A 26,451-nucleotide genomic window follows, 5' to 3' on the forward strand; every position below is an offset into this window, starting at 1 on the left:
GTATCCCCTTCATTTTGTGAAGTATGTCGTGCGCGACTATGATAAATCTCTTCTTACCCTACCGTGCTTAAGGATCCCGTCAGTATGCCCGTCAATTTTGACCTCAACGATCTCTATGCCTTCCGCGCTTTACTGGAATACGGCAATTTCCGTCTTGCGGCGGAGTCTATCTGCCTTTCCCAGTCGGCGTTGAGTCGCAGGATTGAAAAGCTGGAGGCGGCACTGGGGACAAAACTGTTCGACAGAACCACCCGGCGCGTCACGCTGACCCTGTATGGACAGACCTTTGCCGACCGGTGCGGACAGCTGCTTGCTGATGTGGAGTCCATGCTTTCGGATATCGATAAGGCCAGCGAGGAGCGTACGGGGCTGATCACCGTGGCGACGGTGCCGTCCGCCGCCTGTTACTTTATGCCGGATGTGATCCGCCGCTTTCAGTCCCGTTACCCCCGCGTGCGCATAAAACTGATCGACAGCAGCGCCGGAAATGTTATCGAGGCCGTCACCCGCGGACAGGCGGATTTTGGTATCTGCTTTGCACGGAGCTTGCAGCCCGACATCGAGTTTGTCCCGCTGGTGGAGGATGTCTACGTGGCCGCCTGCCGACGCGACAGCCCGCTTGCAAAAAGAAAAAGCCTGACGTGGCAGGCTTTTTATCAGCAGGATTATATCGGTCTGGATAAGACCTCCGGCAACCGCAATCTTCTCGACCAGCGGGTCGGGCATATTCGGCCTGAGCGCCCCAGCATCTGCGAAACGCGGCACGTGACGACCATGCTGGGGATGGTTGAAGCCGGGATCGGTATTGCGGCCGTTCCCGCCATGTCAATGCCCCGCGCCGAGCATTCGCTGCTGACGTCGGTGCCTTTAACCGAGCCTGAAGTCAGGCGAACCGTGGGGCTGATCCGCCGCCGCGGGCGGATCCAGTCCTATATTGCTGCCGAACTCGAAACGTTGATTACCGAGCAGTATCGCGAGGTGCACTGACGGGCGTTAAGCCCGTTGCCGTAATGACGCTGGCGGCCTGTGGCGAGGCGAGAAAAGTCAGCAGCGCTTTTCCCTGTTCGGGATGGTCGGCCTTCTGCGTGACGGCTCCGGCGAAACGGGTAATGTACTGCATGTCGTCAGGCAACTTACCGACAAACGTCACCCCCGGGACCGGCAGAAGCTCGCTCACCTGCTGAAAGCCGAGATCGTATTTCCCTTTTGCCACTTCAGACGCCACCGGGATACGCTCAACCCGGTGCGCTTTATCGTGAACCTGGCCGTCGATACCCAGCTTACGGAACAGCTGGCTCTCAACATACCGGCCGCTGGCGCTGTCGGAATAAGCCATGGAGTGCGCCTTCAGCAGCGTTTGCCGCAGGGCAGGCACCGTACTGATATCCGGCACCGGCGCGCCCGCTTTGACGACCATCCCGACGGGCGAATCCGCCAGCTCCACGCGGGAGCCTGGCGCGGTCCTGCGATCCTGTTCCAGTTTCGCCAGCGCATCGCCCACCATAATCACCACGTCCGCTTTTTCGCCCCGGGCGAGCCGGGCCGGAATGGCCTGCGGCGTTTTGCCCATCGACGGGCCGGAGATCACAATGAGCCTGTCGCCGCTTTGCGCTTCGTACTGCGGCGTCAGCTTCTCCAGCGCCGCTTTGAAGCCGCCAGAAATCATCACCGTCACATCCTGCGCAAGCGCGCCCGCGCTGAGGGTGGCGAAGGTCAGGGCGGCAATCACCGTTCTGAATGTAAGCATGAGGGATCACTCCTTAACGGCAGTTTGCAGGATTAACGTGCGACGACGATAGAGATAAAGCGTTGCCAGCAGGGCGCACACGGCGGCAAAGCTCATCCAGTAGCCCGGGGAGGCTTTGTCGCCGGTGTACTCAATTAAGGCGGTCGAAATCACCGGCGTGAAACCGCCAAAGACCGCCGTTGCCAGGCTGTAAGCCAGCGAGAAGCCCGCCACGCGCACCTCTGCTGGCATGATCTCCGTCAGGGCCGGGATCATCGCGCCGTTATACAGGCCGTAGAGGAAAGAGAGCCACAGCAGCACGGTCAGCATCATTGAGAAGCTCGGGGCTGCGGCCAGCATCGTCAGCGCCGGATAGCTGGTCGCCAGCGCCAGCAGCGTCATGGCGATCAGCACCGGTTTACGCCCGAAGCGATCCGACAGCGCGCCGCCCACCGGCAGCCAGATGAAGTTGGACACCGCCACCAGCAGCGTGACCAGAAGACTGTCCGACGCGCTGAGCATCAGGACTTTTTTACCGAAGGTCGGTGCATAAACGGTGATCAGGTAAAACGCGGTGGTGGTCATCGCCACCATCAGCATGCCCGCGACGACTACCGGCCAGTTGGCGAGCAGTGTTGTGAAGACCTGACGCATCGCCAGATGGTGGCGACGGGCGCTGAATTCCTCGGTCTCTTCCAGCTTGCGGCGCAGGAAAAAGATAAACGGCACAATCAGACAGCCAAACAGGAACGGAATACGCCACCCCCATTCGCGAATGGCACTCTCCTCCAGCACCACATTCAGCGCAAAGCCCATCGCCGCCGCGATCATAATGGCGACCTGCTGGCTACCCGACTGCCAGCTGGTGTAGAAACCCTTGCGGCCCGGCGTGGCGATCTCCGCCAGATAAACCGAAACCCCGCCCAGCTCGGCGCCTGCCGAAAAACCCTGCAACAGGCGGCCGGTCAGCACCAGCAGCGGCGCCCACAGGCCAATGCTCTGATAAGACGGGATCAGCACGATCAGGAACGTTCCGGCGGCCATAATCGACAGGGTGACGATCAGCCCTTTACGGCGACCCACTTTATCAATGTAAGCCCCCAGCACAATGGCTCCGATCGGACGCATCAGGAAGCCCGCGCCAAAGACGGCGAAGGTCATCATCAGTGACGCAAATTCACTGCTTGCCGGGAAAAAAGTATGGGCGATGTAGGTGGCATAAAAGCCGAACAGAAAGAAGTCGAATTGCTCAAGAAAGTTGCCCGACGTGACGCGGAAAATCGCGCCCGCTTTGGCACGAACCGTTGCAGGTGAGGTTGAGGAAACCATGATTATCTCCAGTTTTATAGTGACGTTATGCTCGTCTGTTTCTGAAAACTGGATCAGGATCTGGAAATTAATAAGCGCAAATAGCGCATGAACTGATGCGCGTGGTGCATTAATGACAAAGCGTTGACCAGTATTTACATACTCAACAATAACTTAACATTTCAGTGATCTTTTATTTACTCGATTTCGCTAAGTTGCTGATATATCAGTTTTGTGACATCGCGCAGGTGAGAAGCCAGGCGGGGCCTGGCTCGGGATTATCAGCGCAGCGCGTTCGCAATCGCGCTAAACATCAGCGACGCTTCCAGCGGCTGGGCGCTGAATGACGGCTCTGCCTGCGGCCAGGTGGACCACTGGACGATAACCAGATTTTCTTTCTGATTAACCATGATCATCTGACCAAAAATACCCAGCGCCCACAGGGAATCCTTCAGCGAATTTTCGACTTTCGGCTCCACGTGTGTGGCGGTGGCTGGCACTTCGTTGTTCCACCACTGGTAGCCGTACAACCCCTTCGGATGCGCGTCGGACACCGATCCTTTGGCCTGTGTCCAGGCTGAGGACTGTTTCACCCAGCCCTCGGGGAGGATCTGTTTTCCGTCCGGCAGCGTACCGTTATGCAGGATAAACTCCCCGAAACGCCCCCAGTCTTCCAGCGTGGCGTTAAACCCATGCGCACCCACGTCGTGCTGGCCTTTGCTGTAGGCATGCCACACGCCGTCGCTCGCCATGCCGTACGGCTGCCAGATGCTTTTCTCCAGATACGCCGCGAGCGTCATGCCGGTGGCGCGCTCAAGCACATCGCCTAACAGCCAGGCGCCACCCGAGGAATAGGACCAGTTTTCGCCCGCCGGGTGTTCACGGTGTAACCCCTTGACCAGGGTGCGCACGCAGTCGTAGGTGCCCGGCTTCGCTTCGCATTCGGTAAGCCGGGCGAAGTCAGATTGCGGGTTGGTGTAATCTTCGTTCCACGCCACGCCAGAGGTGTGGGTGATGAGCTGTTTCAGCGTTACGCCCTCCCAGGCGGTGCCTTTTAAATCCGGTTCGTATTGGGTGACAAGGTCGTCCAGGGAGTGGATTTTCCCTTCTTTAATTGCAACACCCACCAGCGCGGAGACCACCGATTTGCCCACGGAGCGCGACGTCCAGAACGTGGAGTCGGTATTGCCTTCTCCCAGGTATTTATAGGCCACTTTGCCGTTTTTCAGCACCAGCATGCCGCTGACGTTCTGGCGTTTCAGGTAATCCTGAAGAGTGTAACTCTTACCCTTCACCTGATAGCGGGCATCGGTGAGCGGTTTTTCTGCGGGCAGCAGCGGCGTAGCGTTGCCGTGGCGGAACACGTCCCCCGCGTAGTTGCGGTAGTCATTGCGAAAGCCCACCACGCGATCGGCCTGGCTCCAGGTGAGCATGGTATGGGCGTCCGGGAGTCTGGCGTCGAAAGGCGCCGGACAGGTGGTGAGGTCGGTACCCTTGCAGGCCGCCATGACGGCGGGCGAGAGCAGGCTGCTGACAACCAGCGCCGCGAGCAGTGTGCGGTTTGTTTTGATTTTCATATTTATCTCGTTTGGCTCAGGAAGGACTTCAGTTTAAGAACCTGCGGCCTATAATAAAAAACGCGTAATGGGGGAAAATCCCCCGGAAAAATCGCGTGGAGAATGACGTGGCATCACTGATCTATTCCTTTGCCCAGCTTGAAGCGTTCACTGCCGTCGCTGAACACGGCAGCCTGATGAAGGCGGCGAGTAAACTCGGCAAAGATCGTACTACCCTGCGGGATCTGATCGATTTCCTTGAGGATGGGCTGGGCTACGCTCTGTTCCTGCGGGAGGGGCGCAGCCTGCGCCTGACGCCGGAGGGGGAGCAGCTTCAGCGGCAGGCGCACCTGCTGATGCGGCAGGTCAAAGCGTTTGAGGCGTTTGCCAGATCGGTACCGTACAGCGCGACGCAGGACATTGCCCTCGTTTACGATCCGTTCACCCCCAGAGCTTTTTTACAGGCGCTGATTATCACACTGGCGGCGAAAAAGATCCGCCTGAGCCTGACCAGCGCGTCACGCGATGAGGCGGAAGCCATGCTGGCGAGCGGTCAGGCCGATCTGGGCATCTGCCAGGCGCGCAACCGCAGCGTGGGCAATGAGATGGAGTGGCGGGCGCTGGGGGCGATCGAAATGGATTTTTACGCCGCAACGGCGCTTTTTGCGGAGGTGGCATCGCCGGTGTCGCTGCTCGATCTCTCTCTGGTGCCACAGGTGATTATGCATGCCGCATCAGACGAGCCGGTCGCCCGTCGCCTGCAAATTTCAGGGCACACCCTTTTCACTAACGAACTGGAGATGCTGCGCGGCCTGCTGGAGCAGGGCTGCGGCTGGGGGTTTTTGCCGACCCATCTTCAGGCAACGCAGTGGAAAAATGTAAAAAGGCTGCCCACCGAAGTGGGCAGCCAGGGGATAAGCCAGACGATGGTCACTATCTGGAAGCCGGGCAGCGACAAGCGCGGGTTGATCAACGATACGCTGTCGCTGCTTCCGGCGTTATGGAAACGCTCAGCGCTGTGAGCACCCTTTGCACTGTTTATTCTGGATCTGCTGGAAGAAGTCGTTGCCTTTGTCATCCACCAGGATAAACGCCGGGAAGTTCTCCACTTCAATTTTCCAGATCGCTTCCATTCCCAGTTCAGGATACGCCACGCACTCCAGGCTCTTGATGCTGTTTTGCGCCAGCACCGCCGCCGGGCCGCCGATGCTGCCGAGGTAGAAGCCGCCGTGCTTATGGCAGGCGTCGGTGACCTGCTGGCTACGGTTACCTTTGGCCAGCATGATCATGCTCGCACCGTGGGATTGCAGTAAGTCCACGTAGGAGTCCATACGCCCGGCGGTGGTTGGGCCTAAGGAGCCAGACGCGTAGCCTTCTGGCGTTTTCGCCGGGCCTGCGTAGTAAATCGGGTGATCTTTAACGTACTGCGGCAGTTCTTCCCCGTTATCGAGCAGCTCTTTCAGCTTCGCGTGGGCGATATCGCGCGCCACGATGATGGTGCCGCTCAGCGACAGGCGGGTGGATACCGGGTGCGCGGAAAGCTGCGCCAGAATGTCGGGCATCGGCTTGTTCAGATCAATGCTTACCACGTCGCCTTCTCCCTGCTGGCGCAGGGATTCAGGAATATACTGGCCCGGATTGTGCTCCAGCTTCTCAATCCAGATCCCCTCGCGGTTAATCTTCGCCTTGATGTTGCGGTCAGCGGAGCAGGAGACGCCCATGCCGATCGGGCAGGAGGCGCCGTGGCGCGGCAGACGGATCACGCGAATATCGTGCGCGAAGTATTTCCCGCCAAACTGCGCGCCAAGGCCGAGGTTTTGCGCTTCCTGAAGCAGTTCCTGCTCAAGCTGGACGTCGCGGAACGCCTGGCCGTGCGCGTTGCCTTCGGTTGGCAGGCCATCGTAATAGCGCGCAGAGGCGAGCTTGACGGTTTTCAGCGTGGCTTCCGCTGAGGTGCCGCCGATAACGAAGGCGATATGGTAAGGCGGGCAGGCCGCGGTGCCCAGGGTCCGCATCTTCTCAACCAGATAATTTTTCAGCTTCGCCGGGGTGATCAGCGCTTTGGTTTCCTGATACAGATAAGTTTTGTTGGCGGAACCGCCGCCTTTCGCCATGCACAGGAATTTATACTCGTCACCATCAACGCTGTAGAGGTCGATCTGCGCGGGCAGGTTGGTGCCGGTGTTCACCTCTTTATACATATCCAGCGCCGCATTCTGCGAGTAGCGCAGGTTGTCTTCAATATAGGTGTTATACACGCCCTGACTCAGCGCCGCTTCGTCGCCGCCGCCGGTCCAGACGCGCTGGCCTTTCTTACCCATAATGATTGCCGTGCCGGTATCCTGACAGGTGGGCAGCACGCCTTTCGCCGCAATCTCGGAGTTGCGCAGGAATTGCAGGGCAACGTACTTATCGTTCTCGCTGGCTTCCGGGTCGCTCAGAATAGCCGCAACCTGCTTCTGGTGAGAGGTGCGCAGCATAAATGCCGCGTCGTGGAAGGCCTGCTGTGCCAGCAGGGTCAGCGCCTCTGGCTCGACTTTCAGCACTTCCTGACCGTCGAACTCGGCAACGGAAACGTGCTCTTTGGTCAGCAGATAATATTCGGTATCGTCATGCGCGAGGGGGAAGGGGGTCTGGTAGATAAAGGGTTTGTTTGACATAGCTTGCTCCACAAAAATTTAACCGCCGGAGGAAATGTCCGGCGGTCAGGAATCAGAACATCATGGACATCCACGGGTAGCCAATCAGCAGCAGAGCTGCCAGGAAGATGGCGCCGAAGATGGTGCCGAGGCGCCAGTAGTCTTTGGTTGGCAGGTAGCCGCTACCGTAGTAAATCGGGCTTGGACCGGTACCGTAGGGGGTGATGATCCCCATCACGCCCAGCGAGGTTACCATCAGCAGAACGAACACTTCCATATTCATGCCCGGAATGGTGGAGGCGATGGTCAGCATCGCAGGCAGCAGCGCCGTGGTGTGCGCAGTGGTGCTGGCGAACAGGTAGTGCAGCAGGTAGAACGCCAGCAGCAGCACGATGGTGGCGACACCCGGAGAGATACCGCTCATCAGCAGGCCGCCTTCTTTACCCAGCCAGCTGATAAAACCGGTGGAGGAGAGGCCATCCGCCAGCGCCACCAGGGTAGCGAACCAGACGAAGGTATTCCACGCGGCTTTGTTACCGGTGATATCGTTCCACTCCAGCACGCCGGTCCACAGCATCAGGCCAACGATCAGCAGGGCAGCCATGGCCGGTTCAATCCACGCCGCGGCGAAGATCCACATCAACAGCGCACAGCACACGAACACCAGCAGCAGGATCTCATTGCGCGACAGTTTGCCCAGTTTTTCCAGCTCACGGGTCGCCCACAGCGGGACTTCGTTATTCACTTTCACTTCCGGCGGGTAGAACCAGTAGGCCAGCAGCGGCATGGTCAGGATCAGCAGGATGCCCAGTGGCAGGAAGGCGAGGAACCAGGTCCCCCAGGAGATATCAATTCCGACCGTGCTTTTTACCAGCGCCAGCGCCAGCAGGTTAGGTGCCAGAGCGGAAAGGAACATCGAGCTGGTGATACAGGCCGCGGTGATGGCTACCCACATCAGATACGAACCGATTTTGCGCGCGCTTGGGTCATTGGGTTTTGAACCGTACAGCGGCGGCAGGTTGGCGATGATCGGGTAGATGGTCCCACCGCTGCGCGCGGTGTTGGACGGGGTGAACGGTGCGAGCAGCAGGTCTGCGAAGGTAATCGCGTAGCCGAGCGTCAGGCTGCGACGGCCCAGGTACTTCACCAGAATCAGCGCCAGACGGCGGCCGAAGCGGGTTTTGTCGTAGCCTGCGGCGAACATAAAGGCACCGAAAATCAGCCAGACGGTGGAGTTACCAAACCCGCTGACCGCCCATTTAAAGGAGGCGCCCGCCAGCTTGAATTTTGGGTCAGCCAGCTGTTCCGGGCTAAAGAGCACCCACTGGCTGCACAGCGCAATCGCCACGACGCCGGTAAGACCGATTACGGCGCCCGGCAGCGGTTCGAAAATTAACCCGACGATGACGCCGACAAAGATGGCGAAGTAGTGCCACGCATATGGCGGCAGCCCTTCCGGAACGGGGACAAACAACAGCAGGACGGCAACAATGACGGGCAGAGCCATCATCAGCAGTCGTTTTGCTGTTCCATTTGATGCCAGATTCGCCGCAGGAGGCGTTACAGCAGTTTTTGTATTCATAGTTTCACGTCTTAAGTTGTCAAAAATTCGTCGCCCGGCGAAAACACAAATTCGATTGAAATATCCTTTTTGCTTTTTTTAGTTATTTAAGGTGCGGTTTTGTGTTTTCACTAATAGCGATTTAACGCATTTTGGTTTGCGCTAAATAAAAAATGATGATGTTTTTATATTGCTCTTTTGAATGCCATAACTATTGATCGCGATCAAAAAAACGGAACTGAATGGCTATTTTTATACTTTTTATAATAACCACTCTGGGTAGTGTGGTTATTCGCTGATTTTACGCATTTTATGTATCAAAGCTATAACATTTAAATTTTGGTGTTTTTGTTTGCTCTTGTTTTATAAGGTTTTATATTAATCATGGTGTATTGGTTTGACCTTTTATAATTTAACTTTTTTTAAATTATTGTGAACAGGTGAAACATTCCCGCTAACACCAATGTGTTATTAATGTTATCGAAGGAATTAAATAGTTTATTAACTAACGTAATGGCTTTAGAAACTAAAAAAAGCTTTATATTACTATCATGACATCGGCAAAAAATACGAAATAAAAAATCATCCCGATAACGAATTCTTAATTTTTAAAGTTTGGAGTTTCTATTATGAGCACTAACGAACGTATTTTAAGCCCCTTCACATTACCGAATGGTACTGAACTGAAAAACCGTTTGTTAATGGCCCCGATGACAACCTGTACAGGTTATTACGATGGCACCGTGACCAGCGAGCTGGTGGAGTACTACCGCGCCCGCGCGGGCAGCATCGGCACGATTATCGTTGAGTGCTGTTTTGTTGACGATCTCGGCCTGGCGTTCCCGGGCGCAATTGGTATTGATAACGACGAGAAAATCGCCGGGCTGGCAAAAATCGCTGACGCCATCAAGTCAAAAGGCTCCAAAGCCCTGCTGCAAATCTACCACGGCGGCCGCATGGTCGACCCAAAACTGATCGGGGGCCGCACGCCGGTTGGCCCAAGCGCCGTTGCCGCGCCGCGTGACGGTGCCGCCACGCCGGTTGCCCTGACCGCGGAAGAGGTGGAAGGCATGATCGGCAAGTTCGGCGAAGCCGTGCGCCGCGCAATCCAGGCCGGGTTCGACGGCGTCGAAATCCACGGGGCGAATACCTATCTGATCCAGCAGTTCTTTTCCCCGAACTCCAACCAGCGCGACGACGAGTGGGGCGGTAGCCGCGAAAACCGCGCGAAATTCCCGCTGGCGGTGCTGGACATTACCCATAAGATGGTGCGCCAGTACGCGGACGACGCGTTTATCATTGGCTACCGTTTCTCTCCGGAAGAGCTGGAAGTCCCGGGCATCCGCTTTGAGGACACCCTGTATCTGCTGGAAAAACTGGCCGCGCGCGGGGTGGATTATCTCCACTTCTCCCTTGGCGCCGCCCTGCGTCCTTCTATTGTCGATACTCAGGACCCGACGCCACTTATCGAAAAATACTGCGCTATGCGCTCTGACACGCTGGCGCAGGTGCCGGTGATGGGCGTTGGCGGCGTGGTGAATGCCACGGATGTGAATGAAGCGCTGGATCACGGTTACGACCTGATTGCCGTTGGCCGCGCCACCATCGCCTATCCGGACTGGACCGATCGCATCGCGGCGGGCGAAAGCCTGGAGCTGTTTATGGACAGCACCAAACGGGAAGAACTGAGCATTCCGGAACCGCTGTGGCGCTTCTCGCTGGTGGAGGCGATGATCCGCGACATGAGCATGGGTGAATCCAAATTCAAACCAGGCACCTTTATTGAAAAAGTGCAGGACGATGCCAACGAACTGGTGATTAACGTCAGCCTCGAAACCGACCGCATCGCCGATATCGAACTGGCCTCCGGCCCGAGTGAAGACGTCGAGTTTGTCACCAGCTTCGAAGAGATCCGTACCCGTATTCTGGATGCCAACACCCCGCACGTGGACGCGATTACGGGCGCGACCAGCCAGAGCGAGGCGGTGAAAAAAGCGGTCTCGAAGGCGATGCTGAAATCCAGTAAAGCGCTGGCGGCAGAAGAGGGCGCTGACCCGAATGAGACTAAAAGCGTGGACGTGGTAGTGGTCGGCAGCGGCGGTGCAGGGCTGGCGGCGGCGATCCAGGCGCACGACGAAGGCGCGAGCGTACTGATCGTCGAGAAAATGCCCACCATCGGCGGGAACACCATTAAAGCCTCGGCCGGGATGAACGCGGCAGAGACCCGCTTCCAGCGCGTGAAGGGTATTCAGGACAGCAAAGAGCTGTTCTACCAGGAAAGTCTGAAAGGCGGTGGCAACAAGAACAACCCTGAACTGCTGCGTCGCTTTGTCGAGAACGCGCCACAGGCCATCGAATGGCTGGCCACGCGCGGCATTATGCTGAACGACATTACCACCACCGGCGGGATGAGCATCGACCGTACGCACCGTCCGAAAGACGGTTCCGCAGTGGGCGGGTATCTGATCAGCGGCCTGGTGCGTAACGTCAACAAGCGTAACATCGAGGTGATGCTGGATACCTCCGTGAGCGACATCATCTTCGAGAACGGCGAAGTGACCGGTGTGCGTCTGACCACCGAAGAGAACGAAACCCTCACCGTGGCAACCAAAAGCGTGATTGTGGCAACGGGCGGCTTCAGCGCCAACAGCCAGATGGTGGTGAAATACCGTCCGGATCTGGCAGGGTTCGTTACCACCAACCACAAAGGGGCGACCGGGGGCGGCATCGCGCTGCTGGAGCGTATCGGTGCGGGCACCGTGGATATGGGCGAAATTCAGATCCACCCAACCGTTGAGCAGAAAACGTCGTATCTGATTTCCGAATCCATCCGCGGCGGCGGGGCGATTCTGGTCAATCAACAGGGGAACCGATTCTTTAACGAAATGGAGACCCGCGATAAAGTCTCGGCGTCAATCATCGCGCTGCCGGAGAAATACGCTTATATCGTCTTTGACGAGCATGTTCGCGCCAAAAACAAAGCCGCGGATGAGTACATCGCGAAAGGGTTTGTTACCAGCGCCAGCTCGCCAAAAGCCCTGGCGGAAGCGCTGGGGATGGATCACCATCAGTTCCTGGCAACGCTGGAACGCTACAACGGCTTTGTGGAGAAACAGCACGACGATGATTTCGGCCGCACCACCGCGCTGCGTGCGCCAATCAACGAAGGGCCGTTCTACGCCATTCAGATTGCACCGGGCGTTCACCACACCATGGGCGGCGTGACCATTAACACAGAAACCTGCGTGCTGGACAGCAACCACAACGTATTGCCAGGAGCGTTTGCTGCGGGTGAGGTTGTCGGGGGCATCCACGGCGGTAACCGTATCGGCGGTAACGCGGTGGCAGATATCATTATTTTTGGTACGCTTGCAGGACATCAGGCGGCTATGCGTTCGAAAACACGGTAAGGCTCCTGTTTCCCCGGCGGCGCGGTGCCTGCCGGGGCTACATCTGAGGACTCATGCAATGCCTGATAGCCATCGCGTTTACAGCTACTCCGCCGTTCTGATGGGATCGCCCATCCTCCTGAAACTCTTTTCCCATGACGAAGCGCTCGCCTCCCGCGTGTTTCGCCTGATCAAACAGTACGAAGATCTGCTTACCGTTAACCGCGCGCATTCCCAGGTAATGGACGTCAACCATGCGGCCGGTCAGCATCCAGTTGCCGTCAGTCGTCCGGTGTTTGAGCTGATCCGCTGCGCGAAAGCGGCAAGCCTGCTTAAAGACAGCGCCTTTAACCTGGCGATCGGCCCGCTGGTGAAGCGCTGGAAAATTGGCTTTAAGGGGGACGCTGTACCGCCCGCGGACGAGATCGCCGCTTTGCTGGGCATCACGGATCCTGCGGACGTGGTGCTGGATGAAGCCAACAGCAGCGTGTTTCTTACACGCCAGGGAATGGAGATCGATCTGGGGGCCATTGCTAAAGGCTATATCGCCGACAGGGTGCGGGATTACCTGCATAAAGAGGGCGTTGAACTCGGGCTGATCAACCTTGGCGGCAACGTTCAGACGTTAGGCTCGCCGGAGGGCGGCTGGCGCGTCGGCCTGAAAAAACCGTTCGCCGGTGATGGGCTGATTGGCGCCATGACGGTCGAAAACCGGTCGGTGGTGACGTCTGGCACCTATGAGCGCTATTTCGAGCAGAACGGCAAACGCTATCACCACATACTTGACCCACGCACCGGCTACCCGCTGGATAACGAACTGGACAGCGTGACGATTATTTCGCAGGACTCTCTCGACGGCGATATCTGGACCACGCTGATCTACGGCATGGGCGTGGAAAAGGGCTGCGCCGCGCTGCGTTCGCGCCCCGATATTGAAGCTATCTTTGTCACCAAAACAAAAGAAGTGGTGATCTCCTCGATGCACCACTTCCGTTTTACCCTTCTGGACGACAGCTACCGAATTACTGGCAGTACTGTTTGAGCAGTCCGACCTGTTCCGGCTGCAAACGGTAGCGATATACCGGCCGGCCGGTGGCGCCGTAGTGAATGCTGGTGAACAGGATATTTATTTGCGCCAGCCAGATCAGGTACTTGCGGCATGACACGCGGGAAATGTTGACCGCATTCGCCAGATCGTCGGTGGAAAATTCTATCTCCGGATGGCTGTCGATCCACTGGCAAATGGTGCGCAGCGTCTGCGGCGTTAGGCCTTTCGGTAATTTTTTGCTGTCGGCCAGCTCCGGCGCGCCACCGTGGATCAGCCTGTCGACGTCGGCCTGTTCATAATACTGATGCGATCCCATCAGGCTGCGCTTTGCCTTCCAGCCGTTCAGCGCCTCTTCAAAACGCGGGAACTGGAACGGTTTAATCAGGTAATCCACCACGCCATAGTGCATCGAGGTCTGGATCGTTGCGGCGTCGGAGGCCGATGAGATCATGATGACGTCAATCGGGCGGCCCGATGCGCGGATGATGGGCAGCAGATCCAGCCCGTTATCCTGCTGCATATAGACATCCAGCAGCACCAGATCGATCGGCTGGCCTGGGTTGGCGATCAACGCCTCGGCCTGGTTGAGCGTGGAAGCGACGCCGCAGCAGCTAAAACCCTCAACGCGGTTAACATACAGACGGTTGAGGTCGGCTACCATGGCGTCATCATCGACAATTAACACATTTATCACGCGATATTCCTCTCGCTATCCCAGGGGATCTGAACAAAAAATTGGGTAAATACGCCAGGCTCCGACTCGACGGTAATATCTCCGCCCAGATTCTGGATCTGCTGACGCGCAAGGAACAGCCCAACGCCGCGGTTTTCACCTTTTGTTGAGTAGCCCTTTGTAAAAATAGCCTCCAGCCGCTCGGGATCAATGCCGGGACCGTCATCGCTGACCTCACCGCTCAGCCAGCCGTTCTGATAATGCAGCAGCAGGCCGATCTCGCCTTCCGGCTGACCTTCCATCGCATCCAGGGCATTTTCGATTAAATTGCCCAGTACGGTGATCAGCACCGCAACCTGCTCTTCATTGGCGGTGTCAGGAAGCTGACTCTCCTCCGCCAGCGTCAGGGTCACCCCGACCTCTTTGGCGCGGTTAATTTTACCCAGCAGGAAGCCCGCAATGACCGGGGATTTAACTTTGCGCTGTATCGCGCCGATATCCGTCTGATAATTCTGCGCAGTCTGGATGATGTACTCCTCCAGCTTATCGTAGCGCTTCATGTGCAGCAGGCCGAGGATCACGTGCAGCTTGTTCATAAATTCGTGCGTATGAGCGCGCAGGGCATCAACGTAGCTGACCATGCCATCGATACGCTGCATTAACTGGCTGATTTCGGTCTTATCGCGGAACGTGCTGATCGCCCCGATCACCTGATTCTGGCTTTTCACGGGGACCATGTTGCACAGCAGCAGCCGCCCGTTACAGCCGATCTCCTGATCCTGGCGGGCAATGCCGGTCCTGGATACTTCGCGCAGGCTGGCCAGCAGCGGTTCACTGCTGCTTTCGGAGTGCTGGCCCGAGGTCAGGAGTAATATTTCTCTGGCGGTGTGGTTAATCATCGTCACGCGCCCGTGCATATCCACGGCCATCACGCCTTCGCGCAGGGACTGCAACATGGCCTGGCGCTGCTCAAAGAGGGCGGAGATCTCGTAAGGCTCCAGCCCGAAGAGGATACGTTTCAGAACCCGGACCAGACCCCATATCGCCACTGAACTCATCAGAACGCTGAATAAGATGGTCCACACGGCGTTGAGCCGCCCGCGGGCAATCTGATCTTCAACTTTATTCAGCGAGATACCCACCACCACCACGCCGATCTGGTCGTGCTGGTCGTCATACACGGGCGTAAAGACGCGCAGCGCTTCCGCGAGCGCGCCGCGGTTAACGGAGACATTCTCTTTCCCTTCCAGGGCGGGCGTCAGATCGTCGCCAATAAAATGCAAACCTAACAGCGCTTCGTTTGGATGGGAATAGCGGATCCCACGCAGGTCGGTGACCACGGTAAACAGCAGGTCGTTGCGCTTCGTCACCGCCTGGGCAATCGGCTGGATGATGCCAGCCTGCGGCGATTCCATCAGGCCACGCTTGATTTCCGGGCTGTCGGCCAGCGTCCGGGCGATACCCAGCGCGGTATCTTTCACGTCATCGCGCGTGGCGCGGGTGATCTGCACAGAGTAAAGCGCGAAAACCACCAGCAGCACCGAGCCGATAATCGCGCACACCATCAGCGTAACCAGCGTATTCAGCTTCATAGGGCGCTTGCGCGTCGGGGGGAAGGGCTGCAAATCGCTCATTAACACTCCGCGATGAAAAAGAAAGGGCTAATTATCGCTGATGACGGGCGTTTCATAAAGCCATGTAAAGAGAGGCGTTTCGTGAGCCTCCTCTCAGGTGACCTATATAAAACACTTTATAGTGTGAGGGTACTCATAATAAGGAGGCAGTTTATGAGCATTATGCTTACCGGTACGGCCAGGGAAAGACGGCACGCCAGCACGATGAACATCGACAGATTATCGACGCTGGATATGCTTAACGTCATACACCAGGATGACGCGCAAATCTCTTCTGCACTTACCCCTCACTTAAGTATGCTGGCCCGCGTGGTGGATAACGCGGCGGCGACGCTTAGCCACGGCGGACGTCTGGTGCTGACCGGCGCGGGCGCGTCCGGACGCGTGGCGGAGCAGGCGGCAGAAGCGTTTGCGCCGGGCAAACACCCCGTCATTGCGTTAACAGCAGGTGATAACGCCGGAAGCTACGCGAGCGGCGTTGCCGACCTTCAGACGATAGAATTTGGCGAGCATGACATGATGCTGGCGCTGTCCGTCAGCGGCAAAACCCCATGGGTATGGGGCGCGATGCGTCATGCGTGGTCCCTGGGCTCAACGGTTGCGCTCATTACGGAGGATGCGCAAAGTGAAGCGGCGCAGCTGGCGAGTATGGTCATTGCCCCCGAACTGGGCGCGGATGTGGTGGCCGGGTATACCAACGCTAAAGCAGGCATTGCGCAAAGCATGATCCTGCATATGATCACCACCGGTCTGGCGGTACGTTCCGGACGGGTGTACAGCAACCTGCGCGTTGATCTGGAGGCAAGCAACACCAGATGGGCCGAACGTCAAATTGCCATTGTGATGGAAGCAGGGGGATGTAGCCGGGCGCAGGCGAAGGCCGCGCTGGAAAGCTGTAACCACCAGTGCAAAACGGCGGTACTGATGGTGCTGACGGGGCTGGATGCCTGGAAAGCGCATGAATTGCTGGCGCAGAATAACGGGTTTGTTCGCCTGGCCTTGCAGGAAGCGCCGTAATATTTCAGCGTCAAATAAAAAAAGCCCGCATCGCGGGCTTTAATATTGAGGGAGATTAGAACTGGTAGGTCATGCCTACGCCAACGATGTCATCGGTAGAAATACCGTTTGCTTCGTAGAAGCGTTCATCGTTGTCCAGCATGTTGATTTTGTAGTCAACATAGGTGGAGAAGTTTTTGTTGAAGCTGTAGGTCATGCCCACGTCGATGTAGTTAACCAGATCCTGGTCTACATAGTCATAGCCATTGCCTGGGTGATAATCGTTACCGCCCAAATCGATGCCTTTAGAATAGACCCACGCCAGGGATGGACGCAGACCGAAGTCAAACTGGTACTGCGCTACGGCTTCAAAGTTCTGGGTTTTGTTGGCTATGCCATCGTTGCCGTACGGAGTCATGTTACGGGTTTCCGCATACATCATGGCCAGGTAGACATCATTAGCATCGTATTTAGCGCCGATTGTCCACGCTTCCGCACGTTCACCGCCAGCATATTTGCTGAAGCGGTTATAGGTGCCAGCGCCGTAAGCGACCTGGTCGTTAGTACGGTCAGAGGAAGAATAAGCCGCACCCAGCGTCAGGCCGAAATCGAAGTCATAGGAGGTGGACATACCGAAGCCGTCGCCGTTCTGGAAACGTACGTCGTTATGGCCGTTTTTGGTGCCTTCCTGGTTTTCATTTGCGTTAGCACCTTCGTTAGCACCCTGATATTGCAGCGCAAAGTGCAGGCCGTCGACCAGACCGAAGAAATCGTTATTACGGTAAGTTGCCAGACCGTTAGCACGACCGTTCATGAAGTTATCGGTCCAGGTGTAAGAATCTCCACCAAATACAGGCAGCATATCGGTCCAGGCTTCTACGTCATACACGACGCCGTAATTACGGCCGTAATCAAATGAGCCGTAGTCGCCAAATTTCAGGCCAGCGTATGCCAGACGGTTGAAAGATTTATCCCCTGCGCTTTCGGTGTTGTTAGCGTAGGTTTTATATTCCCACTGGCCATAACCTGTCAGTTCGTTCGTGATCTGCGTTTCGCCTTTGAAACCCACCTGTACATAGGTTTCATCGCCGTCGTCGCCTGGGTTGTCGGAGAAGGTATGACGCGCATCAACCTTACCGTACAGGTCAACTTTGTTGCCATTCTTGTTATACATTTCCGCCGCATTTGCTGCGCCAGCCATTAATAACGCGGGTACGAGAATTGCCAGAACTTTTCTTTTCATTATATATTCCCTTTAAATATAAATTTTCTGAATATATGTAATTACCCTCCGTAACTACATGGCTGATACTATTCTATGGATTATTATTTAGGTTCAAAAATAAATGTAATTAAAGTGGTAAAAATATTACAAAATATTTCTTTTTATCTCTTTATTTTTCATATGAATTAATTCATTGAAAATATAGCGGGTAATTATTATTAAGTATTTCGTAATTCTATTTATTAAAGATTTTGATTCGGGTGTATTATAATTCACTCTCTTTTGAGCAACAGGATGGGATGATGGAACTTGCGCAGTGGCAGCACCGTTTTGAGCGCTGGCTCGACGAAAATCATTTTACTGATGATGCGGCGCACGATATCGCCCATTTTCGCCGCGTCTGGATTACCGCGCAGGCCATAATGGCTGACGAGGATAGCGATCCGCTGGTTGTGCTGACCGCATGCTACTTCCATGACATTGTCAGCCTGCCGAAAAATCACCCGCAACGCAGCCACTCCTCGCGGCTGGCAGCGCGAGAAACGCGCGAGATCCTCAGTCGCGATTTTCCTGATTTTCCGCCCGATCGTTATGCAGCCGTTGAACATGCCATTGAAGCGCACAGCTTCAGTGCCGGTATCGCGCCGCAAAGCCTGGAGGCCAAAATTGTGCAGGATGCCGACCGGCTGGAGGCGTTAGGCGCTATCGGCCTGGCGCGCGTCTTTGCCGTCTCCGGTGCGCTGGGCGCCGCGCTGTTTGATGCCGACGACCCGTTTGCCGGAACACGAGCGCTGGATGATAAAGCCTTCGCGCTCGACCACTTTCAGACCAAACTCCTGCGCCTGCCGGACACCATGCAAACTGCGCGGGGGCGCGAACTTGCGCGTCACAATGCCGATTTTCTGATCCAGTTTATGGCGAAGCTGAGTGCCGAATTACAGGGCGATTACCTCGGAACCGACAGTCAGATATTGACCCATTTCCGTCGCAGTGTGCGATCCTGAACTGTGGTACTCTGTTTTCTGTCTTTATTGTCCGGTTAAGAGAATGCAGGAAAATCGATCAGTGACTGTGCCCGCGCCTGAGCGGGTTGAGAAATCAACGGCAGCCGTGCAGGCACTCCTGCGTCAGCTGCTGGAAATGTATGATGCTAAAACGCTGGCAAACCAGCTGGTGGCCCATGGCGAGAGCCACTGGAGCCCGGCGATACTCAAGCGGCTGCTGATAAGCGACAGGGCAGGGCACCGCCTGAGCGACGGTGAGTTCCGCTATCTGCAAAATTTGCTGCCGCGTCCTCCTGCTGCGCATCCAAATTATGCCTTTCGCTTTATCGATCTCTTTGCCGGTATCGGCGGCATTCGCCATGGCTTTGAAGCTATTGGCGGGCAGTGTGTGTTCACCAGTGAATGGAATAAACATGCCGTCCGTACCTATAAAGCCAACTGGTACTGCGATCCCGACGCGCACCAGTTCAACGCGGATATTCGTGATGTCACGCTGAGCCACAAAACCGGCGTCAGCGATGAAGAGGCCGCCGAACACATTCGCAATACCATTCCGGCGCATGACGTGCTGCTGGCAGGTTTTCCGTGTCAGCCGTTCTCGCTGGCTGGCGTGTCGAAGAAGAACGCGCTGGGACGCGCACACGGCTTTGCCTGTGATACGCAAGGAACACTCTTCTTTGACGTTGCCCGGATTATTGATGCCCGCCGCCCGGCAATTTTTGTGCTGGAGAACGTCAAGAATTTAAAGAGTCATGACGGCGGTAAAACCTTCCGCATTATCATGCAAACGCTGGATGAACTGGGTTACGACGTGGCGGATGCAGAGGACATGGGGCCGGACGATCCGAAAATTATCGACGGCAAACACTTCCTGCCACAGCATCGCGAACGCATCGTGCTGGTGGGCTTTCGCCGCGATCTCAATCTGAAAGGCGATTTTACGCTGCGTGATTTACCCTCGCTGTACCCGGCGCGCCGACCGACGGTGGCCGATCTGCTGGAGCCCGCCGTCGATGCGAAATTCATTCTGACCCCGGTGCTGTGGAAATACCTCTATCGCTATGCCAAAAAGCATCAGGCCAAAGGCAATGGCTTTGGGTTTGGCATGGTCAATCCGCTTAATCCTGACAGCGTGACGCGTACGCTGTCGGCGCGCTATTACAAAGATGGCGCGGAAATTCTTATCGATCGCGGCTGGGATAAGGCGCTGGGCGAAAAAGATTTTGACGATCCACAGAACCAACAGCACCGACCGCGGCGCTTAACGCCGCGCGAGTGCGCCCGCTTAATGGGCTTTGAGACGCCGCAGGGCTACAGTTTTCGCATCCCGGTGTCGGATACCCAGGCCTATCGTCAGTTTGGCAACTCGGTGGTGGTACCCGCCTTTGCCGCGGTAGCAAAACTGCTGGCCTCACGCATCAGCAAGGCCGTTCAGCTTCGTCAGAGCGAGGCCGTCAATGGCGGACGTTCACAATAAGGCCACGCGCAGTAAAAACATGCGTGCCATCGGCACGCGTGATACCGCGATCGAAAAACGGATCGCGGGCCTCCTGACCGCCGTCGGGTTTGAATTCAGGGTTCAGGATGCCACGCTTGCCGGGCGTCCTGATTTCGTCATCGACGCGTACCAGTGCATCATCTTCACCCACGGCTGTTTCTGGCATCATCATGACTGCTATCTGTTTAAAGTCCCGGCGACACGCACCGACTTCTGGCTCGAGAAGATTGGCAGGAACGTCGAGCGTGATAAACGCGATGTTTCGCAGCTTTACGCTCAGGGCTGGCGGGTGCTGATTGTCTGGGAGTGCGCGCTGCGCGGAAGAATGAAGCTGAATGACGTGGAACTGACGGAGCGGCTGGAAGAGTGGATCTGCGGCGGCGGTCAGGCCGCGCAGATCGATACCCAGGGCATTCACCCGATCACGGTTTCTCCACCTCACACGTCGTAATAATCGGTTTCGCGGGCAGCAAATATTTACCCAGCGTGACCAGCACCACGGCAAAGACAATCACACCCAGCGCCAGCCATTCAATCGTCGACAGCACTTCGCCCGCAAAACCGGTACCCAGCAGCACGGCAACCACCGGGTTAACGTAGGCGTAGCTGGTGGCAACCGCCGGTGAGACGTTGCGGATCAGGTACATATAGGCGTTAATGGCGATAATGGAGCCAAACAGCGCCAGATACCCAACGGCCAGGAAACCTGAAAGGTCTGGCATCGCCGTCAGTTTTTCACCCGTCAACGCGGAGGCCATCAGCAGCACAATGCCTGCCGCGAGCATCTCAATGGCACCCGCCATCATCCCGGAGGGCAGCTCGATGCGAGAGCCGTAGACCGAGCCGAAGGCCCAGCTCATGGAGCCGATCATGATCAGAACGGCAGCCCAGGGGTTCCCGCTCAGGTTACCGCCGCTGTTCAGCAGGATGATACCCACAAGCCCAATCGCGATGCCCAGCCATTCGAGCTTACGGGTGCGGATCCCGAAGAGACGACTAAAGCAGAGCGTAAACAGCGGCACGGTCGCGACGACCACGGCGGCGATGCCCGACGGCACGTTCTGGTGTTCGGCGACGGTTACCGCGCCATTGCCCACCGCCAGCAGCAGCAGGCCAATCAGGGCGGCGTTAAGCAGGGGACGCAGCGGCGGTAGCCTGTGGCCGCGCAGCAATAAAAACGCCATCAGCAGCACGCCAGCCGTAAGGAAACGAATACCGGCCATCATCAGCGGGGGCCAGCTTTCCACGCCTATACGAATGACAAAATAGGTGGATCCCCAGATGATATACAGGGAAAAGAGTGCTCCAATGAGCGGTAGTAAATGCCGAAAACGCATAGTCCCTCACGACGAAATAAAAAGTTCGCTCATAGTTAACGCCAAAACTATCGGGCTGGCGAGTGCTTTAATTGTGTAGTTAATGTGAAATTTTTGTTGACGTGAGGTGCCTGTTTCCGGGCGGTGAGTTTTGTTCCATACTATTCACTTAATTAGCAAAAAAAGAAGGATAGAGATTTTGGCAGGAAGTAGCTTATTAACATTGCTGGACGATATCGCCACCTTGCTGGATGACATTTCGGTTATGGGAAAACTGGCGGCGAAAAAAACCGCCGGGGTACTGGGAGATGATTTGTCGCTTAACGCGCAGCAGGTCAGCGGCGTGCGGGCGAACCGTGAGTTGCCGGTGGTGTGGGGCGTAGCGAAAGGGTCCTTTATTAACAAGGTGATCCTCGTTCCGCTGGCGCTGCTGATTAGCGCCTTTATACCCTGGGCCATTACGCCCCTGCTGATGATTGGCGGGGCGTTCCTGTGCTTCGAGGGTGCCGAAAAAGTGTTGCATATGTTCGCTGCACGCAAAGAGAAAGACACCCCGGAAATGCGCCAGCAGCGTCTGGAAGCGCTGGCCGCGCAGGATCCAAAAACGTTCGAGCGCGATAAGGTCAAAGGCGCGATCCGCACGGACTTCATCCTCTCGGCCGAGATTGTGGCGATTACGCTGGGGATCGTCTCAGATGCCCCTCTGATGAACCAGGTGCTGATCCTGTCCGGCATTGCGATCCTCGTGACGATAGGGGTTTATGGCCTGGTCGGACTGATCGTCAAGCTGGACGATATCGGCTTCTGGCTGGAAAAAAAATCCAGCGCAATTGCGCGCGGCATCGGGAAAAGCCTGCTGGTGCTGGCGCCGTGGCTGATGAAAACCTTGTCGGTGGTGGGAACCCTGGCAATGTTCCTGGTCGGCGGCGGCATTATCGTTCACGGTGTTGCTTCGCTGCATCACATGATTGAACATTTTGCGTCAGGCCAGGGAGCGGTAGTCGCTGCGATCCTGCCCACACTGCTTAATCTCGTACTGGGCTTTATCGTCGGTCTGATTGTGGTAGCCGTTGTTAAGCTGGTTGAAAAAGTACGCGGGAAATCGCATTAATTATTGCTGACCCCGGATGCAAAAAGACCATTCCTCGTCTAAATTGAAAACGTTTCACCCTGATACAGGAGGCAGGTATGGTCTTTTTGATCAGTGATGAAGTTAAGCCTAAAAATGGTGGTCCAGGCATGATCGTCACCGGGTATTCCAGCGGAATGGTGGAGTGTCGGTGGCATGATGGATACGGCATTAAGCGGGAGGCTTTTCGTGAAGACGAGCTTCAGCCTGCGAATAAAAGGCAAAAACGCGACAAGGCTTAATCACACAACGCCCGGCCTTGCCGGGCGTTTTTACTGGCAGAAGACTTATCATATCGGATGGTGAGCGACAATCAGGGAGTGTGTGTGCAGCACGATACCTTTGTTGTAAAACAATCATTTTTGCAGTGGCTGCATAAGCGTAGCAATCCCCGTTTGATTGTTAACCTCTGTTTTATCGTTGTCCTGATCTTTTCCACTCTCCTGACCTGGCGCGAAGTCGTGGTACTGGAAGATGCTTATATCTCCAGCCAGCGTAACCATCTGGAAACGGTTGCCAGTGCGCTGGACAGACAGCTTCAGTTCAGCGTCGATAAAATGCTGTTTTTTCGTCACAGCATGCGTGATGCGCTGGAAACGCCGCTGGCGTTTGGCGCGCTGCATGATGCGGTAAAGCGTTTTGCGCATTTGCGCACGTCTCCCACCTGGCAAATTGCGGTTGATAAACGGCGCACGTTACCGATCAACGGTGTTTCGGATGCTTTCGTTGACAAGACAACCCTTCTGAACCGTGATGATGAGTACCTTGATAATGAACTGTCCGCCGCGCTTGAAGTGGGGTATTTGCTGCGTCTGGCATCCAGCTCTTCCCGCAACGAAGAGCGCGTGATTTATGTCTCTCGCGCCGGATTCTTTCTGGAAACGGATATGCCGGGAAATTCCAGCGATATCGTGCAGCGCTATTACCATCTGGTCACTCAGCCCTGGTTTACCCAACAGTCCGAGCGTGAAAACCGTGCGCGTGCCGTGCGCTGGTTTATCTCGCCGCCTTCCTCCTTTGTGGGCAAAAAGCCGCTGATTACCGCCAGCGTGCCGGTTTACTACAATCACGTCTGGTATGGCGTGGTGGCGATGGATTTCACCTTTGCCACCCTGCGTCGCCTGCTGGTGGAAGCCGTCGGGGATAACCCGGAGGGGGAATACCAGCTGTATGACAGTCGGCTTACCCTGCTTGCGACGTCTGAATCACCGGCTGCGGACGTTAATCATTTTGACGCGCGCGAATTAGCCCAGATAGCGCACGCGATAGAATCGGATTCCGAAGGCGGCATTCGCCTGGGGAGTCGTTTTGTCAGCTGGGAGCGTCTCGACCATTTTGATGGCGTCATCCTGCGCGTACATACCCTGGATGAAGGGGTGCGCGGCGATTTCGGCAGCATCAGCATTGTGCTGGCACTGCTTTGGGCGCTGTTTACCGCGATGCTGCTCATCTCATGGCTGGTGATCCGGCGCATGGTCAGTAATATGTATTCGATGCAGAACTCGCTGCAATGGCAGGCCTGGCATGATCCTCTGACCCGGCTGAATAATCGTGGGTCGCTGTTCGAGCAGGCGAAAATACTGGCGAAGCAGTGTGAACAGCAGTCGCTGCCTTTCTCGGTCATCCAGATCGATCTGGACTGCTTCAAGAGCATCAATGATCGGTTCGGGCATCAGGCGGGTGATAAGGTGTTGTCCCATGCCGCGGGGCTGATTGCCAGCACCCTTCGTGATAAAGATATTGCCGGACGCGTCGGGGGGGAAGAGTTCTGTGTGGTGCTGCCCGGCATGACGCTTGAAGAGGCGGCGGAAGTCGCAGAGCAGATCCGCGAGCGTATCGACAGCAAAGAGATCCTGATTAAGAAAAGTACCACCCTGCGCGTGAGTGCGTCGTTTGGCGTCTCTGGCGCGCAGGAGAAGGGCAATTACCTCTTCGAAAATCTGCAATCCACCGCCGATGCGCGTCTTTATGAGGCGAAACAGCGCGGGCGTAACCGGGTCATCTGGCAGGATCACGTCAAAAAGTAATCAAGCCCCTCGCGCCAGCCGGCTGGCCCGGTGTGCTGAGTGTGATAAACCCGGGCGGGATCGTTGTTCTTTAGGCTGACACCCTCCCGGTTGAAGCCTTTCACCACCACGGCGAAGCCTACGCTGTCCAGCAGCGGGGCATCATTGGGGCCGTCGCCCAGGCCCAGGGTCGTCGGTTCGTAGCCCTCGTGCAGGCGATACTGGTCCACAAGCCAGTGAACCGCCACGTCTTTGCCGCAGCAGGTGTCCAGAATATGCCAGAAGCGTGCTCCCTGGACGATCTTCAGCCCCTGCCGGGCGAGTTCGGCGGCAAAGCGTTTCATTTGTTCATCACTGTCACGCCAGATCAGCGTCACGGAAGCCTCGTGTTTACGCGCAAGCACCGAACGGGGACGGCTCAGCCCGGTCCATTCGGCGACCACGCGCTCGTCCACATCATCGAAGGTGGTGAATTTCAGATGCATGGCCTGGCGTACCCGGGCAATACACTGCCGGATCTCGTCATGCTTCTTTTCTGAGATGAACCGTGCGGCGTTTTCCCACCGTACGTCAGGCTGGATCACCGCGCCGTTTTCCGCAATATAGGGCAGCCCGCCAAGCCCCAGCTCCTGCTGGATGTCATCCATCTCGGACGCGGTTTTGCTGCTGCATAAAATGACCGGTATCTGTTCATCCATTAACTTTTCCAGCCAGGGGGCCGCAGGCTGCCAGTCGAGAGTGTGAAAATCCAACAGCGTGCCGTCGAGGTCGGTAAAGACAAGCAGAGTCTCCTCAAGCGAAGGCATAATGTCTCCCGGATGATAATTTTGCCTAAGAAAAATCTTAAAAAAAATAGGCATTGACGCGCCGTTGAAGTGGTAACGATCCCGACAAACCCACACGCGGCGCATGTTTATACTCATAACCAAAATTCACATGTATAAAACATAATATTCGCTAAGAGAATATATGCTTGTAAGACAATTCTGTTGGGGATAATGTCTTACCTGCATCAGATTTCCTGGTGTAACGAATTTACAAGTGCTTCTTGCATAAGCAAGTTTGATCCCGGTCATCCCCATGACCGGGATTTTTTTCGTCTTAGCGATTCGTCTCCGAGACGCTAAAATCATGGATGTCCAGCTCGAATGCCTCAGCCAGTTCACGGTAGGTATGGTAATCCCGACCATTGACCACGACACGGTCTGAATTATCCTCCGCGCGATGAACTTCGGACTCACTAATTTCATTGATGGCGGCAAGCAGGGCATCGACATCCACTTCAACCTCACGCTTAATGGTGTCGCTGTACTCTTTGTCAGTCTTCATGGCGGGTTCCTCATTTAACCGTCTCAACAGCTAAGTATAGACCGCACACAAAAACGCCATTCGCGCCAGGCGGCGATGCCAGGCAATGTAATTTGTTCTACACTGGCTCAAAACCACAGGAGGAATGTATGAAGGTCAACGATCGGGTAACCGTCAAAACGGACGGTGGGCCGCGCCGCCCGGGCGTGGTGCTGGCAATAGAAGAGTTTAATGAAGGCACAATGTATCTGGTGTCGCTGGAAGATTACCCGCTCGGCATCTGGTTCTTCAACGAACTGGGCCACCCGGATGGGATCTTTGTGGAAACGGCGGAATAGGGCGGCGTCGGGGGCGTCTTCTCCCCGGCTCCGGCTGCTGAAAAGCAAAATCTCTGGCCAGGCCAGAGATCAAGGTAGGGTACAACATGGCCGTGCA

The 26,451-nt window shown here is 56.1% G+C and carries 23 protein-coding genes; 12 read left to right on the plus strand and 11 right to left on the minus strand.

The features are described from left to right. The first annotated feature begins 84 nt into the window (after positions 1 to 84). Entirely contained in the window at positions 85 to 987 is a 903-nt protein-coding gene (locus ACOTW6_RS10565) for a LysR family transcriptional regulator (protein ID WP_003859540.1), read from the plus strand. On the opposite strand, the gene ACOTW6_RS10570 is transcribed toward ACOTW6_RS10565, so the two are convergent. The 3 genes from ACOTW6_RS10570 to ACOTW6_RS10580 all read right to left on the minus strand — a co-directional run bounded on the left by ACOTW6_RS10570 (position 959) and on the right by ACOTW6_RS10580 (position 4,611). Next, positions 959 to 1,747, minus strand: a complete 789-nt coding sequence (locus ACOTW6_RS10570; RefSeq protein ID WP_121478804.1) for a substrate-binding domain-containing protein — start codon at positions 1,745 to 1,747, stop codon at positions 959 to 961. The genes ACOTW6_RS10565 and ACOTW6_RS10570 overlap by 29 nt on opposite strands. Positions 1,748 to 1,753: 6 nt before the next feature. After that, positions 1,754 to 3,055, minus strand: a complete 1,302-nt coding sequence (locus ACOTW6_RS10575) for an MFS transporter (protein WP_003859542.1) — start codon at positions 3,053 to 3,055, stop codon at positions 1,754 to 1,756. Positions 3,056 to 3,315: 260 nt separating this feature from the next. Next, positions 3,316 to 4,611 (minus strand): serine hydrolase domain-containing protein, encoded by a 1,296-nt coding sequence (locus ACOTW6_RS10580; RefSeq protein WP_163324205.1) that lies wholly within the window; start codon positions 4,609 to 4,611, stop codon positions 3,316 to 3,318. A gap of 95 nt (positions 4,612 to 4,706) precedes the next feature. Between ACOTW6_RS10580 and ACOTW6_RS10585 the strand changes: the two genes are divergently transcribed. Then, a complete protein-coding gene (locus tag ACOTW6_RS10585; protein WP_062932900.1) occupies positions 4,707 to 5,612 on the plus strand; it encodes a LysR family transcriptional regulator in 906 nt (301 codons plus the stop codon). Here the strand turns inward: ACOTW6_RS10585 and fumA are convergent. After that, a complete protein-coding gene (fumA, locus tag ACOTW6_RS10590) occupies positions 5,601 to 7,250 on the minus strand; it encodes a class I fumarate hydratase FumA (RefSeq protein WP_062932901.1) in 1,650 nt (549 codons plus the stop codon). The two genes, ACOTW6_RS10585 and fumA, sit on opposite strands and share 12 nt — an antisense overlap. A gap of 52 nt (positions 7,251 to 7,302) precedes the next feature. Next, positions 7,303 to 8,811: an anion permease gene (locus ACOTW6_RS10595; RefSeq protein ID WP_017383327.1), complete on the minus strand. Its 1,509-nt coding sequence runs from the start codon at positions 8,809 to 8,811 to the stop codon at positions 7,303 to 7,305. 608 nt (positions 8,812 to 9,419) lie between these two features. Here ACOTW6_RS10595 and ACOTW6_RS10600 point away from each other — a divergent pair. Beyond that, a complete protein-coding gene (locus tag ACOTW6_RS10600) occupies positions 9,420 to 12,200 on the plus strand; it encodes a flavocytochrome c (RefSeq protein WP_116329871.1) in 2,781 nt (926 codons plus the stop codon). 58 nt (positions 12,201 to 12,258) lie between these two features. After that, entirely contained in the window at positions 12,259 to 13,221 is a 963-nt protein-coding gene (locus tag ACOTW6_RS10605) for an FAD:protein FMN transferase (RefSeq protein ID WP_213789153.1), read from the plus strand. Here the strand turns inward: ACOTW6_RS10605 and dcuR are convergent. Both dcuR and ACOTW6_RS10615 read right to left on the minus strand, forming a co-directional pair. Further along, positions 13,202 to 13,921, minus strand: coding sequence for a two-component system response regulator DcuR (gene dcuR / locus ACOTW6_RS10610; RefSeq protein WP_003859556.1), 720 nt, complete (start codon positions 13,919 to 13,921; stop codon positions 13,202 to 13,204). The genes ACOTW6_RS10605 and dcuR overlap by 20 nt on opposite strands. Further along, positions 13,918 to 15,534, minus strand: coding sequence for a sensor histidine kinase (locus ACOTW6_RS10615; RefSeq protein WP_047053551.1), 1,617 nt, complete (start codon positions 15,532 to 15,534; stop codon positions 13,918 to 13,920). Before ACOTW6_RS10615 ends, dcuR begins: the two co-directional genes overlap by 4 nt. A 153-nt stretch (positions 15,535 to 15,687) precedes the next feature. Here ACOTW6_RS10615 and ACOTW6_RS10620 point away from each other — a divergent pair, with 153 nt between their 5' ends. After that, positions 15,688 to 16,551, plus strand: a complete 864-nt coding sequence (locus ACOTW6_RS10620; RefSeq protein ID WP_062932904.1) for an N-acetylmuramic acid 6-phosphate etherase — start codon at positions 15,688 to 15,690, stop codon at positions 16,549 to 16,551. 55 nt (positions 16,552 to 16,606) lie between these two features. Here the strand turns inward: ACOTW6_RS10620 and ompC are convergent, their stop codons facing one another. Next, positions 16,607 to 17,773: a porin OmpC gene (gene ompC / locus ACOTW6_RS10625; RefSeq protein ID WP_062932905.1), complete on the minus strand. Its 1,167-nt coding sequence runs from the start codon at positions 17,771 to 17,773 to the stop codon at positions 16,607 to 16,609. Positions 17,774 to 18,057: 284 nt separating this feature from the next. Between ompC and ACOTW6_RS10630 the strand changes: the two genes are divergently transcribed. The 3 genes from ACOTW6_RS10630 to ACOTW6_RS10640 are packed head-to-tail and all read left to right on the plus strand — an operon-like array spanning position 18,058 to position 20,708. Continuing rightward, positions 18,058 to 18,759: a phosphohydrolase gene (locus ACOTW6_RS10630; protein WP_062932906.1), complete on the plus strand. Its 702-nt coding sequence runs from the start codon at positions 18,058 to 18,060 to the stop codon at positions 18,757 to 18,759. 43 nt (positions 18,760 to 18,802) lie between these two features. Further along, complete coding sequence (locus tag ACOTW6_RS10635; protein WP_094058366.1) at positions 18,803 to 20,236, plus strand: DNA cytosine methyltransferase; 1,434 nt, start codon at positions 18,803 to 18,805, stop codon at positions 20,234 to 20,236. Next, positions 20,217 to 20,708 carry a very short patch repair endonuclease gene (locus tag ACOTW6_RS10640; protein ID WP_017693140.1) on the plus strand — a complete coding sequence of 164 codons (492 nt, stop codon included), beginning with the start codon at positions 20,217 to 20,219 and terminating at the stop codon, positions 20,706 to 20,708. The genes ACOTW6_RS10635 and ACOTW6_RS10640 overlap by 20 nt, the downstream gene beginning before the upstream one ends. Here ACOTW6_RS10640 and yedA read toward each other — a convergent pair. Beyond that, positions 20,680 to 21,594, minus strand: a complete 915-nt coding sequence (gene yedA / locus ACOTW6_RS10645) for a drug/metabolite exporter YedA (protein WP_047053558.1) — start codon at positions 21,592 to 21,594, stop codon at positions 20,680 to 20,682. The two genes, ACOTW6_RS10640 and yedA, sit on opposite strands and share 29 nt — an antisense overlap. A 178-nt stretch (positions 21,595 to 21,772) precedes the next feature. On the opposite strand from yedA, the gene ACOTW6_RS10650 reads away from it, so the two are divergent. The 3 genes from ACOTW6_RS10650 (at position 21,773) to dgcQ (ending at position 24,729) form a co-directional block, all read left to right on the plus strand. Then, the gene (locus tag ACOTW6_RS10650; RefSeq protein WP_017383336.1) at positions 21,773 to 22,684 is read left to right on the plus strand and encodes a DUF808 domain-containing protein; all 912 of its coding nucleotides are present in this window, start codon (positions 21,773 to 21,775) and stop codon (positions 22,682 to 22,684) included. A gap of 77 nt (positions 22,685 to 22,761) precedes the next feature. Next, entirely contained in the window at positions 22,762 to 22,944 is a 183-nt protein-coding gene (locus ACOTW6_RS10655; RefSeq protein ID WP_003859574.1) for a YodC family protein, read from the plus strand. Between the two features lie 84 nt (positions 22,945 to 23,028). Continuing rightward, positions 23,029 to 24,729, plus strand: a complete 1,701-nt coding sequence (gene dgcQ / locus ACOTW6_RS10660) for a cellulose biosynthesis regulator diguanylate cyclase DgcQ (RefSeq protein WP_213789154.1) — start codon at positions 23,029 to 23,031, stop codon at positions 24,727 to 24,729. Here dgcQ and ACOTW6_RS10665 read toward each other — a convergent pair. Then, positions 24,714 to 25,514, minus strand: a complete 801-nt coding sequence (locus ACOTW6_RS10665; RefSeq protein WP_062932909.1) for a mannosyl-3-phosphoglycerate phosphatase-related protein — start codon at positions 25,512 to 25,514, stop codon at positions 24,714 to 24,716. The genes dgcQ and ACOTW6_RS10665 overlap by 16 nt on opposite strands. A gap of 295 nt (positions 25,515 to 25,809) precedes the next feature. Further along, complete coding sequence (gene yodD / locus ACOTW6_RS10670) at positions 25,810 to 26,037, minus strand: YodD family peroxide/acid resistance protein (protein WP_017383339.1); 228 nt, start codon at positions 26,035 to 26,037, stop codon at positions 25,810 to 25,812. A 128-nt stretch (positions 26,038 to 26,165) separates the two neighbouring features. On the opposite strand from yodD, the gene dsrB reads away from it, so the two are divergent. Further along, complete coding sequence (gene dsrB / locus ACOTW6_RS10675; protein WP_003859583.1) at positions 26,166 to 26,354, plus strand: protein DsrB; 189 nt, start codon at positions 26,166 to 26,168, stop codon at positions 26,352 to 26,354. Positions 26,355 to 26,451: the final 97 nt, after the last annotated feature.

The organism is Enterobacter cloacae complex sp. IR5403 (genome assembly GCF_049238705.1).
Classification (GTDB): domain Bacteria; phylum Pseudomonadota; class Gammaproteobacteria; order Enterobacterales; family Enterobacteriaceae; genus Enterobacter; species Enterobacter hormaechei_C.

Excerpts from the sequence above, each read along its gene's own strand:
- ACOTW6_RS10640 (WP_017693140.1), top strand. The coding sequence starts at position 20,217 with ATGGCGGACGTTCACAATAAGGCCACGCGCAGTAAAAACATGCGTGCC.
- ACOTW6_RS10580 (WP_163324205.1), bottom strand. The coding sequence starts at position 4,611 with ATGAAAATCAAAACAAACCGCACACTGCTCGCGGCGCTGGTTGTCAGC.
- ACOTW6_RS10665 (WP_062932909.1), bottom strand. The coding sequence starts at position 25,514 with ATGCCTTCGCTTGAGGAGACTCTGCTTGTCTTTACCGACCTCGACGGC.
- ACOTW6_RS10635 (WP_094058366.1), top strand. The coding sequence starts at position 18,803 with ATGCAGGAAAATCGATCAGTGACTGTGCCCGCGCCTGAGCGGGTTGAG.
- ACOTW6_RS10605 (WP_213789153.1), top strand. The coding sequence starts at position 12,259 with ATGCCTGATAGCCATCGCGTTTACAGCTACTCCGCCGTTCTGATGGGA.
- ACOTW6_RS10565 (WP_003859540.1), top strand. The coding sequence starts at position 85 with ATGCCCGTCAATTTTGACCTCAACGATCTCTATGCCTTCCGCGCTTTA.
- dsrB (WP_003859583.1), top strand. The coding sequence starts at position 26,166 with ATGAAGGTCAACGATCGGGTAACCGTCAAAACGGACGGTGGGCCGCGC.
- ACOTW6_RS10615 (WP_047053551.1), bottom strand. The coding sequence starts at position 15,534 with ATGAGCGATTTGCAGCCCTTCCCCCCGACGCGCAAGCGCCCTATGAAG.
- ACOTW6_RS10655 (WP_003859574.1), top strand. The coding sequence starts at position 22,762 with ATGGTCTTTTTGATCAGTGATGAAGTTAAGCCTAAAAATGGTGGTCCA.
- ACOTW6_RS10575 (WP_003859542.1), bottom strand. The coding sequence starts at position 3,055 with ATGGTTTCCTCAACCTCACCTGCAACGGTTCGTGCCAAAGCGGGCGCG.
- ACOTW6_RS10570 (WP_121478804.1), bottom strand. The coding sequence starts at position 1,747 with ATGCTTACATTCAGAACGGTGATTGCCGCCCTGACCTTCGCCACCCTC.
- yodD (WP_017383339.1), bottom strand. The coding sequence starts at position 26,037 with ATGAAGACTGACAAAGAGTACAGCGACACCATTAAGCGTGAGGTTGAA.
- yedA (WP_047053558.1), bottom strand. The coding sequence starts at position 21,594 with ATGCGTTTTCGGCATTTACTACCGCTCATTGGAGCACTCTTTTCCCTG.
- ACOTW6_RS10595 (WP_017383327.1), bottom strand. The coding sequence starts at position 8,811 with ATGAATACAAAAACTGCTGTAACGCCTCCTGCGGCGAATCTGGCATCA.
- ACOTW6_RS10600 (WP_116329871.1), top strand. The coding sequence starts at position 9,420 with ATGAGCACTAACGAACGTATTTTAAGCCCCTTCACATTACCGAATGGT.
- fumA (WP_062932901.1), bottom strand. The coding sequence starts at position 7,250 with ATGTCAAACAAACCCTTTATCTACCAGACCCCCTTCCCCCTCGCGCAT.
- ACOTW6_RS10620 (WP_062932904.1), top strand. The coding sequence starts at position 15,688 with ATGAGCATTATGCTTACCGGTACGGCCAGGGAAAGACGGCACGCCAGC.
- ACOTW6_RS10630 (WP_062932906.1), top strand. The coding sequence starts at position 18,058 with ATGGAACTTGCGCAGTGGCAGCACCGTTTTGAGCGCTGGCTCGACGAA.
- ompC (WP_062932905.1), bottom strand. The coding sequence starts at position 17,773 with ATGAAAAGAAAAGTTCTGGCAATTCTCGTACCCGCGTTATTAATGGCT.